This is a genomic window from Aureimonas altamirensis, from assembly GCF_001463885.1.
GTDB lineage: Bacteria > Pseudomonadota > Alphaproteobacteria > Rhizobiales > Rhizobiaceae > Aureimonas > Aureimonas altamirensis.
The window spans coordinates 39,163-53,732 of sequence record NZ_BBWQ01000001.1 but is presented as its reverse complement, the minus strand read 5'-3'; the positions used below and the strand labels follow the sequence as shown (position 1 = coordinate 53,732).

Annotated in this window: 11 protein-coding genes; 4 read left to right on the top strand and 7 right to left on the bottom strand. The window is 66.9% G+C overall.

The window, feature by feature from the left end:
* Window positions 1–42: 42 nt before the first annotated feature.
* The 4 genes from leuA to AUL31_RS00230 all read right to left on the bottom strand — a co-directional run bounded on the left by leuA (window position 43) and on the right by AUL31_RS00230 (window position 7,093).
* Window positions 43–1,764 carry a 2-isopropylmalate synthase gene (gene leuA / locus AUL31_RS00245; RefSeq protein ID WP_143190087.1) on the bottom strand — a complete coding sequence of 574 codons (1,722 nt, stop codon included), beginning with the start codon at window positions 1,762–1,764 and terminating at the stop codon, window positions 43–45.
* Window positions 1,765–2,067: 303 nt separating this feature from the next.
* Window positions 2,068–2,931 carry a cation diffusion facilitator family transporter gene (locus tag AUL31_RS00240; protein ID WP_060599836.1) on the bottom strand — a complete coding sequence of 288 codons (864 nt, stop codon included), beginning with the start codon at window positions 2,929–2,931 and terminating at the stop codon, window positions 2,068–2,070.
* A 49-nt stretch (window positions 2,932–2,980) separates the two neighbouring features.
* On the bottom strand, window positions 2,981–5,170 hold the full coding sequence (locus tag AUL31_RS00235) for an anthranilate synthase (protein WP_060599834.1): 2,190 nt from the start codon (window positions 5,168–5,170) through the stop codon (window positions 2,981–2,983).
* Between the two features lie 243 nt (window positions 5,171–5,413).
* Window positions 5,414–7,093, bottom strand: a complete 1,680-nt coding sequence (locus AUL31_RS00230; RefSeq protein WP_060599832.1) for a formate--tetrahydrofolate ligase — start codon at window positions 7,091–7,093, stop codon at window positions 5,414–5,416.
* 142 nt (window positions 7,094–7,235) lie between these two features.
* Here AUL31_RS00230 and choW point away from each other — a divergent pair, with 142 nt between their 5' ends.
* A complete protein-coding gene (gene choW, locus AUL31_RS00225) occupies window positions 7,236–8,078 on the top strand; it encodes a choline ABC transporter permease subunit (protein ID WP_060599830.1) in 843 nt (280 codons plus the stop codon).
* Window positions 8,075–9,139, top strand: coding sequence for a choline ABC transporter ATP-binding protein (gene choV / locus AUL31_RS00220; protein WP_060599828.1), 1,065 nt, complete (start codon window positions 8,075–8,077; stop codon window positions 9,137–9,139). Before choW ends, choV begins: the two co-directional genes overlap by 4 nt.
* Here choV and AUL31_RS00215 read toward each other — a convergent pair.
* Genes AUL31_RS00215 through AUL31_RS00205 form a run of 3 tightly spaced genes read right to left on the bottom strand, consistent with a single transcriptional unit; the run spans window position 9,113 to window position 12,443 of the window.
* Entirely contained in the window at window positions 9,113–9,976 is an 864-nt protein-coding gene (locus tag AUL31_RS00215) for a C40 family peptidase (RefSeq protein ID WP_060599826.1), read from the bottom strand. The genes choV and AUL31_RS00215 overlap by 27 nt on opposite strands.
* On the bottom strand, window positions 9,973–11,331 hold the full coding sequence (locus AUL31_RS00210; RefSeq protein ID WP_060599824.1) for a leucyl aminopeptidase family protein: 1,359 nt from the start codon (window positions 11,329–11,331) through the stop codon (window positions 9,973–9,975). The genes AUL31_RS00215 and AUL31_RS00210 overlap by 4 nt, the downstream gene beginning before the upstream one ends.
* 17 nt (window positions 11,332–11,348) lie before the next feature.
* The gene (locus AUL31_RS00205; RefSeq protein ID WP_143190085.1) at window positions 11,349–12,443 is read right to left on the bottom strand and encodes a CtpF protein; all 1,095 of its coding nucleotides are present in this window, start codon (window positions 12,441–12,443) and stop codon (window positions 11,349–11,351) included.
* A 204-nt stretch (window positions 12,444–12,647) separates the two neighbouring features.
* Here AUL31_RS00205 and AUL31_RS00200 point away from each other — a divergent pair, with 204 nt between their 5' ends.
* The gene (locus AUL31_RS00200; RefSeq protein WP_060599820.1) at window positions 12,648–13,841 is read left to right on the top strand and encodes a phosphopentomutase; all 1,194 of its coding nucleotides are present in this window, start codon (window positions 12,648–12,650) and stop codon (window positions 13,839–13,841) included.
* A 94-nt stretch (window positions 13,842–13,935) separates the two neighbouring features.
* Complete coding sequence (gene upp, locus AUL31_RS00195; RefSeq protein ID WP_060599818.1) at window positions 13,936–14,565, top strand: uracil phosphoribosyltransferase; 630 nt, start codon at window positions 13,936–13,938, stop codon at window positions 14,563–14,565.
* Window positions 14,566–14,570: the final 5 nt, after the last annotated feature.

Here is a 14,570-nt window from a genome sequence, read left to right as displayed (position 1 = left end):
AGTGCGACGGCGGGCCAGGCAAGCCCGCCGTCGCGATGCCGATCAGGCCGCCTTCGCAGCCTTGAGCGCGACGATGGCGCGGTTGGCGGCGGCCACAATGGCCTTCAACGACGCGGCCACGATGTTGTGGTCGATGCCGGCGCCGAAGACGCGTCCGCCGGGATACTCGATTTCCATGTAGGAGATCGCCGTCGCGTTGGAGCCGCGCTGCAGCGAGTGCTCCGAATAGTCGGCAACCGACATGTCGATGCCCGTATGGCGCGACAGGGCGTCGATGAAGCCGTCGATAGGCCCCGTGCCCCGCCCCTCGATGCGCACTTCCTCAGTGCCGTCGCGGATCACCGCCTCCACCAGCCGGTCGGTGCGCGAGCCGCCATCCGACCGGGTCATGTGCTCGATGAAGGACAGGGGTGCGTCGGGCTGGTCGACATAGGTCTCCAGGAACTGCTCGTAGATGCGGCGCACGGGCAGTTCCTTGCCCTCGATATCCGTGATGCGCTGGATTTCCTCACGGAACTCGATCTGCAGGTTGCGCGGCAGGTTGAGGCCGTAGTCCGCCTGCAGGACATAGGCGATGCCGCCCTTGCCCGACTGGCTGTTGATCCGGATGATGGCCTCGTAGCTGCGGCCGACATCCTTGGGATCGATCGGCAGATAGGGCACTTCCCACAGCGGCGTGTTGGCTGCCTTCGCCGCCTTCATGCCCTTGTTGATGGCGTCCTGGTGCGAGCCGGAGAACGCCGTGTAGACCAGTTCGCCCACATAGGGGTGCCGCTCGGGAATGCGCAGCTGGTTGCAGTATTCGTAGACATCCTTGATGCGGTTGATGTCCGATACGTCCAGCTCCGGGTCCACGCCCTGCGTGAACATGTTGAGCGCCAGCGTGACGATGTCCACGTTGCCGGTGCGCTCGCCATTGCCGAACAGGGTTCCCTCGACGCGGTCCGCACCGGCCATCAGGCCCAGCTCGGTGGCGGCGATGGCGGTGCCCCGATCATTGTGCGGATGCAGCGACAGGATGATCGCCTCGCGATTGTCGAGGTTCCGGCTCATCCATTCGATCTGGTCGGCATGGATGTTGGGCGTCGACATTTCCACCGTTGCCGGCAGATTGAGGATCAACCGGTTCTCGGGCGTCGGCTGCAGAACCTCGGTGACGGCGTTGCAGATCTCCAGCGCGAACTCCAGCTCCGTCCCGGTGAAGCTTTCCGGCGAGTACTGGAAGCGGAAGCCGCCGCCGGCCTTGTCCGCCATCTCGGCGATCATCTTGGCGGCGTCCACGGCGATCTGCTTGATGCCGACCCGGTCCTTCTGGAACACGACGCGGCGCTGCAACTCGCTGGTGGAGTTGTAGAAATGAACGATCGGACGACGCGCGCCCTCGAGCGACTCGAAGGTACGGGCGATCAGTTCGGGCCGGCATTGCACCAGCACCTGCAAGGATACGTCGTCGGCCACGCCGCCCTCTTCCACCGCCCAGCGGGTGAAGTCGAAGTCGGTTTGCGACGCGGACGGGAAACCGATCTCGATTTCCTTGAAGTTCATGTCCTTGAGCAGCGCGAACATGCGCGCCTTGCGGTCGTGGCCCATCGGGTCGACGAGCGCCTGGTTGCCATCGCGCAGGTCCACCGAGCACCAGATGGGCGCGGTCTCGATGCGCCGCGACGGCCATTGCCGGTCGCTCAGGTCGACATGCGGATAGGGCTGATATTTCTCGGCGGCACGGGTCATGACTGGCCGGCTCGTGCGGGCGGTATGTGACATGTTTCTTGCCTCTTCAATGGCTGCCGGGCCGGCGATCCTCCGTGCCGGCGGGAGCCTGTCGGATTGATGTTCCAGATTTTTCCGAGGGGGACGTTTACGTCCATCGAACGCCGGCTCCGACCGCCGGGCGTCCCTCTCAACGGGCCCGACGACCGCCGCTAAGGAGAAGAAGAAGGCCACGACCGGCAGACGCGAAAATGCCTGCGTTGCCGCCAGACCTTTCCATTCCGTGTGCCGTGTGAATCGTCATGGCTGCAAATTGCTTCGCCTCAGGCGCAAAAGCAAGCCCCTTGTGGTTATGGTTCACAGGACCGGCACCCCGGTCTGCTTGGCCTCTTCCTCGGGCTCCACATGGATCAGCACGCGCGCCGCCGGAAAGCCTTCCTGCAGGGCGTCCTCGATCCGGTCGCAGATCGCGTGGGATGCGCCCACCGTCATCGTGCTGGGCACCACCATGTGGAATTCGATGAAGAAGGCAGGGCCGGCATGGCGCGTCTTGAGGTCGTGCACCTCCAGGGCGCCGTCGGCCTGCTGCGAGATGATATCGCGCACCAGGTCCAGTTCCTGCGGGTCCATGGCCTGGTCCATCAGGCCCGACAGCGACGAGGTAACGACCTTCACCCCTTCGCGCAGGATGTTCAACGCCACCAGCGCGGCCATCAGCGGATCGAGGATGTGCCAGCCCGTCGTCACCGCCAGCAGAAGGCCCGCGAGTACGCCGACCGAGGTGAACACGTCGGCCATGATGTGCCGCCCGTCGGCCAGAAGCGCCGGCGAGCGGCGCGCCTTTCCCTGCCGCAGCAGGAACAGGGCCCAGAAAGCGTTGATCGCCGTCGCGACCGCGTTGATGGCCATGCCCTTGAAGGGCGTGTCCAGCGTACGCGGCTCCAGATAGGCGCCCCATGCCTCGCGCAGGATAAGAAGCGCGGCGACGGTAATCAGAACGCCCTCGAGGACGGCCGAGAAATACTCTGCCTTGTGGTGTCCGAAGGGGTGGTCGGCATCGGCCGGGCGGGCGGAGACGTTGATGGCCCACAGCGCCGCCAGGCTGGCGACCACGTTGACGACGGATTCCAGCGCATCCGAATACAGCGCGACGGAGCCGGTCGCCAGGAAGGCGATGTATTTCAGCCCCAGCACCACCACGGCGACGACGATCGTCGCCATGGCGATGTGGTTGGCGGTCCTCAATTGCACCACGCCGACGCCCTCCCGCCTACGCAGCCTTGACCCTGGCCTTGCGTGGCAGGTTGGCGACGATGTTTTCGATCATGCGCATCCCGGCCTCGCCGCCGAGACTCATGATGCTTTCGGGGTGGAACTGCACCGCCGCCACCGGCTCGCTGCGATGCTCGAACGCCATGACGACGCCGTCGTCCGTTTCGGCCGTCACGTCGAAATCGCGCGACAGACGCACCGGGTCCGCGAAGATCGAGTGATAGCGCCCCACCGTCACTTCCGACGGCAACCCTTCGAAGATCACGCCCGGCCGGTTGACGCGGATACGCGAGGGCTTGCCATGGACGGGGACATGCAGGGTGCGCAGCGTACCGCCATAGGCCTCCGCCAGGGCCTGCAGGCCAAGGCATACGCCGAAGATCGGCAGGCTGCGCCGGCGCGATGCGTCGATCGTGGCGCGGCAATCGAAATCGTCCGGGTTGCCCGGCCCGGGCGAAAGCACCACGAGGTCGGGTTGCACCCGGTCGAAGATCTCGGCGGGCACGGGCGTGCGCACCGTCGTCACCTCCGCGCCGGTCTGCCTGATGTAGTTTGCCAGCGTGTGCACGAAGCTGTCCTCGTGGTCCACCAGAAGGACGCGCACGCCCTTCCCCACCGGTACGCGTGCAGCCTTTTCGGGGTGGACCGCGTCGGTCCCCGCCTCGCGGATCGCTGCCAGGAAGGCGGATGCCTTCAACTCGGTCTCGGCCTCTTCTTCTTCCGGGTTGGAATCGTAGAGAAGCGTGGCTCCGGCGCGCACCTCGGCGATGCCGTTGCGCAGGCGGATGGTGCGCAGCGTCAGCCCGGTGTTCATGTCGCCGTTGAAGTGCATCATGCCCACCGCGCCGCCATACCAGGCGCGCGGGCTCTTCTCGTGGCTTTCGATGAAGCGCATGGCCCACAGCTTGGGCGCGCCCGTCACGGTCACGGCCCAGGCATGCGACAGGAACGCGTCCATCGCGTCCATGCCGTCGCGCAGGCGCCCTTCGATGTGGTCCACCGTATGGATCAGCCGCGAATACATCTCGATCTGACGGCGCCCGATAACGCGCACCGAGCCCGGCTCGCAGACGCGGCTCTTGTCGTTGCGGTCGACATCGGAACACATGGTGAGTTCCGACTCGTCCTTGCGCGAGTTCAAGAGCTTGAGGATCTGCTCGGAATCGGAGATCGCATCCTCGCCGCGGCGGATCGTGCCGGAGATCGGGCAGGTTTCCACCCGGCGGCCGCTGACGCGCACGAACATTTCCGGGCTTGCGCCGATCAGAAACTCGTTGTCGCCGAGATTGATGAAGAACGAATAGGGCGACGGGTTGATCGACTTCAGCCGGCGCGACACGGCGGACGGCGCCGTCTTGCACTCTTCGTAGAAGGTCTGCCCCGGCACGACCTCGAAGAGGTCGCCGCGCATGAACTTTTCCTTGGCGCGGCGCACCAGCCGCGCATACTCGCCGGGCTCGTGGTCGCCGCGCGCGGGCGCTGCATCCGCCGCGCGGTAGGGCGCCTCGGGGCCGCCGCCGGGCAAGCCTTCCGTGGTCAGGCCGTCCCTGGAGAACTCGAAACTGTCGATATAGGCCGTCGCGGAATAGTGGTCGGCCGTGTGGACCTCGTCCGGCAGGAACAGGACAAGGTCGCGCTGGTCGTCCGGCCGGGCCAGATGCTGCGTCACGGGGTCGAACTGGAAAGCAAGATCGTAGCCGAAGGCGCCGTAGAGGCCGAGGTCGCCGTTTTCGTGCGACTTGAAAAGCTGCACGATCAGCCGCAGCACCGAAAAGACGGTCGGCATGCGCGAGCGCTCTTCCTCGGTGAAGGCGCGGTCGGGCTCCTTGACCGTCAGATCTATACGGCCGCCCTCGCGCGTCATGGCGGCGATATCGGCATTGCCGTCGATTGCCTGGTGGATCAGGCTTACCAGCACCTCGCCGCGCGGGTTCAGCGCCTCGATCCGCATCTGGCGGCCGCTGGCCGTGATGACGACCGGCGGGTCCACGATCGCCGTATCCCAGCGCGTATAGCGGCCGGGATACTCGTAGTTGGACGAGAAGACCGCCCCGCGCCGCGTATCCAGCCGGTCGATCACCGGGTCGATCGCGCCGGCATACTCGATCGGCCGGCGCCGGCGGGTAATGGTGACGCCGCCTTCCGTCACGTAGCTTTCCGTACCGTCGGACTGACTATCCAGGCTCATTCTCGCCTTCCCTTCGCAATAAGCCTCGGCGGCGGCACAAACGAAAAAGGCCGCCGGTTTCCCGTGGCGGCCCATCTGATCGAACACACGAATGGTCGTCGGCCGCCGTTAGCGAGCCTGCCACCAAAGCCTGTCGTTCGTGCACATCATATTCATGGGCAAAGCGTTAGCGCCTGCCGGGCCGGTGCGCAAACGAAAAACGATGCCGGCCCGAACTTGCCTTTGCTTTGCAACTCCAGGTCTTCAGGAGAGGCCTTCGATAAGGCCGTCCAGACCCAGCGAGATATGTTCGGCCGCCGGGGTGCGCGGCAGCCCCGGCATGGTCAGGATATCGCCGCAGATGACGACGACGAAGCCTGCGCCGGCCGACAGCCGCACATCGCGGATATGCACGATATGCCCCTCCGGTGCGCCGATCAGCGCGGGGTCGGTCGAGAAGGAGTAAGGCGTCTTGGCAAGGCAGACCGGCAGATGGCCGAAGCCCGCCGCTTCGAACCGCTCCAGCTCCTTCATCACCTGCGGCTCGGCCGTCACCGCCTTGCCGCGATAGATACGGCGCACGACGGTCTCGACCTTGCCGATGAGGCTGAGGTCGTCGGCATAGATGGGCGCGAAATCGGCCGTGCCGCCATCGGCCAGCGCCGCCACCTTTTGCGCCAGTTCCAGTATGCCGGAAGACCCTTCGGCCCAATGCCGGCAGACGACGGCCTCCACCCCCATCCGCGCCACATAGGCCTTGAGGGCATCGAGCTCGGCCGCGGTGTCCGTTGCGAAATGGTTGATCGCCACGATGACGGGCACGCCGAAGCCGCGCACATTCTCGATGTGCCGGCCCAGATTGGCGGCGCCCTTGCGTAGCGCCTCGACATTCTCGCTCGCCAGTGCCGACCGGGCGACGCCGCCATTCATCTTGAGGGCGCGCACCGTCGCCACGATCACCGTCGCGTCGGGGCGCAGGCCCGCCATGCGGCACTTGATATCGAAGAACTTCTCGGCGCCGAGATCGGCGCCGAAGCCGGCCTCGGTGACGACATAGTCGGCCAGCTTCAGCGCCGCCTTCGTGGCCACCACCGAGTTGCAGCCATGGGCGATATTGGCAAAGGGGCCGCCATGCACGAAGGCCGGGTTGTTTTCCAGCGTCTGCACGAGGTTGGGCAGCATCGCATCGCGCAGCAGCGCGGCCATCGCCCCCGTCGCCTTCAGGTCGGCGGCCGTGACGGCGCTCCGGTCCTGGCGGTAGCCCACCACGATGCGGCCCAGCCGCGCCTCCAGGTCCGCGATGTCGGACGCCAGGCACACGATGGCCATGACTTCCGATGCGACGGTGATGTCGAAGCCGGTTTCGCGCGGCATGCCGTTGGACGGCCCCCCGAGCGATACGACGATGTCGCGCAGCGCACGGTCGTTCATGTCCACCACGCGCCGCCAGACGACCCGGCGCGGATCGAGCCCCAGCGCATTGCCCCAGTGGATGTGATTGTCCACCATGGCCGCCAGAAGATTGTGCGCCGAGGTGATGGCGTGGAAATCGCCGGTGAAATGCAGGTTGATGTCTTCCATCGGCACCACCTGCGCACGTCCACCGCCCGCCGCGCCGCCCTTCTGGCCGAAGCAGGGCCCGAGCGATGGTTCGCGCAGGCAGATGGCGGCTCTGCGGCCGATGGCATTGAGCCCGTCGCCAAGGCCGACCGTCGTCGTGGTCTTGCCCTCTCCGGCCGGGGTGGGGTTGATCGCCGTCACCAGTATCAGCTTGCCGTCGGGGCGGCCCGACAGGCCGTCCAGAAACGCGCGCTCGACCTTGGCCTTGTCGCGTCCGTAGGGCACCAGCGCCTCGTCAGGTATGTCCAGGCGCGCCGCCACCTCGGCGATCGGCAGCTTGGAAGCCGCCCGCGATATGTCGATATCGGATGGAAATGCGGTCACGTCGAATCCCCTTGAAGGTCGGGCCCTGTCGCTTTGCGGCGCACCATAATGGCCGGGCGCCGCCGCGCCAACCGCTGGACAAAAAACCTGTCTGCCGTAGGTTCGTCACATTCCAGAATGCAACAGAGAGGTCAAAGACCCCGTGGAATGGATCACCAGTCACAAGATCCCCATCGGCCGCTACGGCGAAGACGGGTTCGATTGGCTCATCGGAAACTTCCTGCCCTTCTTCGACGCGCTCAGCGCCGGCCTTTCGGCGATCATCGGCTGGATCACCTACGCACTCGAGACGCCGCCGCCCATCGCCGTCGTCGCCGCCTTCGCGCTGTTCGCCTTCGTCATGCGGCGCACCATCGTCGCGCCTGTCCTGACCGCGCTTGGCCTGCTGCTCATCATCAATCTCGGCTATTGGCGCGAGACGACACAGACATTGGCGCTGGTTCTGTCCGCCACGGCCGTCTGCATGGCCATCGGCGTGCCGCTGGGCATCCTGGCGGCGCGGCGGCAGTGGATCTACAATGTCATGCGGCCGGTGCTGGATCTGATGCAGACCATTCCGACCTTCGTCTACCTCATTCCGGCGCTGATCCTGTTCGGCCTCGGCACGGTGCCGGGCCTGGTCGCCACCGTCATCTTCGCCCTGCCCGCCTCCATCCGCCTGACGCGGCTGGGCATCGTATCGACCCCGGCGCAACTGCGCGAAGCCGGCGACGCCTTCGGCGCCACGGGCCTGCAGCGCCTGTTCAGCATCGAGATTCCCAACGCGCTTCCGCAGATCATGGCCGGGCTGACGCAGACGATCATGCTGTCCCTGTCCATGGTGGTCATCGCCGCGCTGGTTGGCGCACCGGGCCTCGGCGTGCCGGTGCTGCGCGCGCTCAACACGGTGGATATCGCACGCGGGCTGGAGGCAGGATTGGCCATCGTCATCCTGGCCATCATCCTCGACCGGTTCTTCCGCATCGACGAAGGAGGCAGCCGATGAAGCCCATCGTCTCGTTCCAGAACGTGTGCATCGTCTTCGGCGACGGCGAAAAACGCGCCCTCGAAATGATGGACCAGAACAAGTCCCGCGCCGAGATCCGCGAGGCGACCGGTGCGACGCTCGGCGTCGCCAACGCCACGCTGGATATCCATGAGGGCGAGATCGCCGTGCTGATGGGCCTGTCCGGATCGGGCAAGTCGACGCTGATCCGCGCCGTCAACGGCCTTGCGCCCGTCTCGCGCGGGCGGGTTGTGGTGGATACCGGCAAGGGCGCCGTCGACATCCAGTCGGCAGGCTCGCGCAGGCTACGCGAATTGCGTCGCCACGAAGTGGCGATGGTGTTCCAGCAGTTCGCGCTGCTGCCATGGCGCAGCGTGGTGGACAACGTCGCGCTGGGGTTGCAGTTCGCCGGCGTCTCCAAGGCCGAGCGCCGCCGCCACGCAATGGAGAAGCTGGAGATCGTCGGCCTGCAGGATTGGGCGCACAGCCGCGTCGGCGAATTGTCGGGCGGCATGCAGCAGCGCGTCGGACTGGCCCGGGCCTTTGCCACCGACGCGCCGGTCCTGTTGATGGACGAGCCTTTTTCGGCGCTCGACCCGCTCATCCGCGCCAAGCTGCAGGACGAGCTCCTCGAAAGCCAGGCACGCTTCAAGAAGACGATCATCTTCGTCAGCCACGATCTGGACGAGGCGTTCAAGCTGGGCAACCGCATCGCCATCATGGAAGGCGGACACATCGTGCAGGTCGGCACCGCAAGCGAGATCGTCCGCAATCCGGCCGGCGCCTACGTGGCCGACTTCGTCGCCCATGTGAACCCGATGAACGTTCTGACGGCGGAAGACGCCATGGTGTCGATGATGGGGGCCTCGCTGGAGACGCCCCTTGCCTCGGCAGTCAGCCGCGAAACGCCTCTGCGCCGCGTCATGGAAACGCTGCACAGGCGCGGCGGCGAGGTTCTGGTGTCCGACAAGGGCCATGTCGTCGGCCGCGTCGGCCCCGCCGAGGTGGTTGCCGCCCTGGTGCGCGAGCGCGCTTCAACCAATGGCGAGGCGGCGGCGTGAGGTGACGGGCGATCCCTTCGCCGCGGCCCGCGCCTCGGCCTCCGCCAAAGGCTCCGATGCCACCATCATGTGATGGGCGTTGGCGTGCAGCAGCGTTTTTGCGTCCCGCATGATGCCGACATGCCCTTTCCAGAAGATCAGGTCGCCGCGCCGCAACGCCTCTCCTGAGGCAAGCGGCGCTCCGGCTTCCACCTCCTGCATGTCGGTGTCGCGCGGAAGCGCAAGACCGGCCATGCCCGCCGCCAGTTGCACGAGGCCCGAGCAGTCGATGCCGAGGGCAGACTTGCCGCCCCACAGATAGGGCACGTTCATCAAGCCCTCGGCGATGCCGGTGAAGTCCTCGTCAGCGGCGGCGGCCACCGGCCGGCAATGACGGGAGACGATGGCGCCGAAGGGCTGCACGAGCACATAGGTCGCGTTGACGTCCTCTGCCGTGCCCGTGGCGACGATGCCTGCGCCCATCGTCAGGCCGCCGAGCGGCGGCCGCTTGATGTCGGGCCCCGGAAACACCAGTGTGCGCGGCACGCGGACGATATGCGTCGGCGCGGCGGCGTCGAAGGCGACGGCTTCCGACGGCATCCATCCGACATAGCCGTCCGACGCCAGTTGCACCCACATCCAGCCTTCGCCCGCGTCCTCGAAGACCGTCAGCGCCTCGCCGCAAAGGGCCTCCGTTTCCAGGGGCGCATCCGATGCCGGACGCCGCCGCAGCGACGCCAGCGGCGCGGCGACGCGGGCCGGGCGGCCGTCGACGAACCGCTCCGCCTCGACCTGCCCTTTCAGGCGCGCATCGGCCAAATCGGGGCGCACGGCGTTGCGGCGCCGGTCGATGGTCATTGCCCGTACCGGTCCAGGATGATGGACGACAAGGCGCGGATGCACTGCGCCTCGCCGCCGACGCCGCCCCATGCAACGGCCTTCGGCCGCCAGCCGAACACGTCGAAATGCACCCAGGACCGTGCCCGCTCGACGAAGCCCTGCAGAAACAGCGCCGCCGTCACGGAACCGGCAAACCCATCGCTGGTGACGTTGTTGATGTCGGCCACCCGCGACGACAAATTGGCGGCATAGGGTGTCCACAGCGGCATGCGCCACATCGGATCGGCAAGCACGGCCGCGGCGCGGGCCAGCTCGGCGGCCAGCTCCTCGTCGTCGGTATAGAAGGGAGGCAGATCCGGCCCGAGCGCTACCCGCGCCGCGCCCGTCAGCGTGGCCATGTCGACCAGCAGTTCCGGGGTCTCCTCGTCGGCCAGGGTCAGCGCATCGGCCAGCACCAGACGCCCTTCCGCATCGGTATTGCCGATTTCCACGGTGCGGCCCTTGCGGCTGGCAAGCACGTCGCCCGGCCGGAAGGCATCTCCGGAGATGGAATTTTCCACGGCCGGGATCAGGACGCGCAGGGCGATGTCGGCGCGCCCGGCCATCAGCATGCGCGCCAGGCCCAGCACATTGGCCGCCCCGCCCATATCCTTCTTCATCAGCAGCATGCCGGATGCCGGCTTGATGTCGAGCCCGCCCGTATCGAAAGCCACGCCCTTGCCCACCAGCGTGATGCGCGGCGCATCGTGCCGGCCGAAGCGCATGTCGATCAGCCTCGGCGCCCGCTGGCTGGCCCGCCCCACGGCGTGGATCATGGGCAGGTTCGCCGCCAGCAACGCATCGCCGGTCGTCACCTCCACGGCAGCGCCGAACTCGGCGGCAAGATCGCGGGTGGCGCGTTCGATGGCGTCGGGGCCCATGTCGTTGGCCGGCGTGTTGATAAGGTCGCGCACCAGCGCGATACCCTCGTAGAGCCGGATTTCATGGCCTCCCGATCCCACCACGTCGAGTTGCGGGCCGTCAGCCGCCGCCTGACCATTCCGGCGGTAGCGATCGAAGCGATATCCACCCAGCCGGAAGCCCAGCGCAGCAAGATCGGGGTCCAGCTCGCAGTCCAGCCGCCAGCGCCCCGCCGGCAGGGCCGTCGCCAGCGCGCCGGTGAGCAGCGATGTCGAGGCGGATGCGTCCTTGCGTGCCCCGAGGCCCAGCACGGCGGCCGCCAGGCCGCCATCCGCCCCCGGTACCAGCAGCACTTCGCCGGGCTTGGCCGCAAATTGCGTAGCGCGCGCCCAGCCGCGAGCGGGCTCGGGCAGCCCGTCCTTGTCTTCGGCATGAACGGCGTGGACAGAGCGAATCGCATTCTGATCGGACATGATGGCTTCCAGACGTGTCAGTTCGGTGCGGGCACCCGGCCCGTGATCACATGGGTCATCCGCGCAAGGCTTCGCGTCAAGGGGTGGTCCGGCGCGGCCTCCGCCAGCATCCTTCCACGGGCGGATGCGCCCGCAAACAGCGACGGCGCGTAGGGAAGCGCCGCCAGAAGGTTCAGCCGCCCCGGCTCGGCGAAATCGGCTATGGGGATTTCGTGCGCCTTGGCCGCCCCGACCTGGTTGATCACCAGCCAGGGGCGCGGCAATGCCGGCTCCAGCGTTTCCAGCGCGTCGACAAGCCCCGCCACGTTGCGCAGGCCGGCAAGATCCGGCGTCGTCGTCACCACCACGGCATCGGCGGACTTCAGGTGGCTGCGTATGGTGGCGTTCCAGCCATGCGGCACGTCCATCATCACGATGCCGGCAGCACGGCGCGCCGCATCCAGAGACTGCGAAAGCGCCCGCCCGGATGGATCGGCGCGCCAGTCATGCGGCAGCGCAAGCAGCGACAGGCGCTCGCTGCAGGCGATCAACCCGGCGTCCTGCGGCGACAGGTCGAAGTTCAGCGCCGCGGTGCCGAAAGCCGGGTCCAGATCGGCCAGCACGACCTTGTCCTTGAACAGGCGTGCCGACAGGAAGGCAAGATTCTGTGCCAGCATCGAGGAGCCCGCCCCGCCCCGCGCACCGATGAAGGCGATGCTGCGCGGATGGCCGGCCGCCGGCTCTGCCGGTTCTATGCGGGCCAGCGCACCGACGATGTCGGCAACATCCACCGGCTGCGACAGGTAACCCGATATGCCCCGGCGCATCAGCTCGCGGTAGAGGTCGACGTTGGAGGCGTTGCCGATCACCAGCACCCGCGTCTCGGGGTCGCAGACTTCGGCCAGATGGTCCAGCCTGTGGAGCAGGTCCTCCGGCGCGTCGTCCGACTGCAGGACCATAAGATGCGGCGTGGGACGCCCGGCATAGAAGTGTTCGGCGGCCTCGATGCCGCCCATGCGCACGCGCACCGTCAACTGCGACAGCACCGGCGCCTCCGCCGCACGGCGCAGGCACGCGGCCACCCGCTCATCCGCGCAGAAGGCGTGGAGCAGCAATGGCGGAAGCCTGGGCACGACCCCGCCTCTCGCGGCGGTGTGCGCCTCTCCCGATGTGCCGGTGGAGTGCATGTGCGGCAGAGCGTCCCCGTGCTACGCGATACGATACGGGCGGTAAAAGCCGCCGGGCGCCATCCTGCCGCCCAACCGATAAAGGGTGCATTAACGCGGCGGCCCCATCTCGCTATGAAGGGCCGAAAAGAGCTTACGGAGTTTACCCGCATGGGGCGCGCGCTTCTTCTCGTCATGGATTCGTTCGGCATCGGCCAGGCGCCGGATGCCGGCGCCTATGGCGATCTCGGCGCGGACACCTACGGACATATCGCGCAGGCCGCCGCCCATGGCGAGGCCGACAGGCCAGGCCTTCGACAAGGCCCCCTGCGGCTGCCCAACCTCTGCGCGCTCGGGCTGGATGCCGCCGCAGGCCGCGGCGCGCCGGCATCGCTGCGGGGTCGCTACGGGTCGGCATCAGAGGTTTCACGCGGCAAGGATACGCCCTCCGGCCACTGGGAAATCGCCGGCGTGCCCGTATCGTTCGACTGGGGCTACTTTCCGCGCAGCGTTCCGGCGCTGCCGGCCGCGCTGACGGCCGCCCTCGTGCAGGAGGCCGGCCTTCCCGGCTTTCTCGGTAACAGGCACGCCTCCGGAACAGAAATCGTCGCCGAGCTCGGGGCCGACAGCGTCGCCAGCGGCAAGCCGATCGTCTACACATCCGCCGACAGCGTTCTGCAGATCGCGGCGCATGAGGCGCATTTCGGGCTGGAGCGGCTCTATGGCCTGTGCACCATCGCGCGCCGGCAGGTCGACGCGCTCCGCATCGGGCGCGTCATCGCACGGCCGTTCACAGATACGCCGTCCGGCGGCTTCACCCGCACGGCAAACCGCCGCGATTACTCCGTTCCACCGCCGGAACCCACCTTGGCCGACAGGGTCGTGGCGGCAGGCGGAAAGGTCATCGGCATCGGCAAGATCGGCGATATCTTCGCCCATCGCGGCATAAGCGAAACGCGAAAAGGGGCGGGCAACATGGCGCTGTTCGATGCGATGCTGGGGGCGATGGACGATGCCCGGGACGGCGACCTGATCTTTGCCAATTTCGTGGAATTCGACTCCCTTTTCGGGCATCGGCGCGATGTGGTGGGCTATGCCGCCGCGCTGGAGGCGTTCGATGCCCGCCTGCCCGAGCTCTTCGCACGGCTGCGCCCCGGCGATCTTGCCGTCATCACGGCGGATCACGGCTGCGACCCGACATTTGCCGGCACCGACCATACGCGCGAGAACGTGCCGATCCTGATGTTCGGCCCCGGCATCCAGCCCGGCGCCATCGGCCATCGCGACAGTTTCGCCGATATCGGCGAAAGCGTCGCCGCGCATCTTGGCCTTGCGCCGGGACGCCACGGACACAGCTTCCTGTGAAACCGCGCAAGCGTCGGCTTGGCGTGGAGGCCGCCAGGCTTTAGAGCGTGGTAATGATCAGGACAGACAGACCGAACCACCCGCGCGAGGTTTCATGACAGGCGTCACCGTAGTCGACCATCCGCTCGTCCAGCACAAGCTGACGTTGATGCGAAAGAAGGAAACCTCGACGGCCAGCTTCCGCCGCCTGCTGCGGGAGATTTCCACGCTGCTCTGCTACGAGGTGACGCGCAATCTCGATCTGACGACGACGCGCATCCAGACGCCCATGATGGAGATGGAATCGCCCATCCTGGAAGGCAAGAAGCTTGTCTTCGCCTCCATCCTGCGTGCCGGAAACGGCCTTCTGGAAGGCATGCTCGATCTGGTGCCGGCGGCGCGCGTGGCGCATGTGGGCCTCTATCGGGACCACGATACGCTGGAAGCGGTGGAATACTACTTCAAGGCGCCGGAAGACCTCGGCAGCCGGCTCGTGATCGTGGTGGACCCGATGCTGGCCACGGCCAACTCCGCCATCATGGCCATCGACAAGCTGAAAGAGCGCGGGGCCCGCAACATCCGCTTCCTGTGCCTTCTGGCGGCCCCCGAAGGTATCGAGCGCTTCCGCGCCGCGCATCCCGATGTCAGCGTGTTTACCGCCTCCATCGACGACGGCCTGAACGAAAAGGGCTACATCATGCCCGGCCTCGGCGATGCCGGCGACCGGATGTACGGCACCAAATAGCCGCC

Coding starts and splice junctions, on each gene's coding strand:
- leuA (WP_143190087.1), bottom strand. CDS start 1,764: ATGTCACATACCGCCCGCACGAGCCGGCCAGTCATGACCCGTGCCGCC.
- AUL31_RS00240 (WP_060599836.1), bottom strand. CDS start 2,931: ATGGCGACGATCGTCGTCGCCGTGGTGGTGCTGGGGCTGAAATACATC.
- AUL31_RS00235 (WP_060599834.1), bottom strand. CDS start 5,170: ATGAGCCTGGATAGTCAGTCCGACGGTACGGAAAGCTACGTGACGGAA.
- choV (WP_060599828.1), top strand. CDS start 8,075: ATGAAGCCCATCGTCTCGTTCCAGAACGTGTGCATCGTCTTCGGCGAC.
- AUL31_RS00215 (WP_060599826.1), bottom strand. CDS start 9,976: ATGACCATCGACCGGCGCCGCAACGCCGTGCGCCCCGATTTGGCCGAT.
- AUL31_RS00210 (WP_060599824.1), bottom strand. CDS start 11,331: ATGTCCGATCAGAATGCGATTCGCTCTGTCCACGCCGTTCATGCCGAA.
- AUL31_RS00200 (WP_060599820.1), top strand. CDS start 12,648: ATGGGGCGCGCGCTTCTTCTCGTCATGGATTCGTTCGGCATCGGCCAG.
- upp (WP_060599818.1), top strand. CDS start 13,936: ATGACAGGCGTCACCGTAGTCGACCATCCGCTCGTCCAGCACAAGCTG.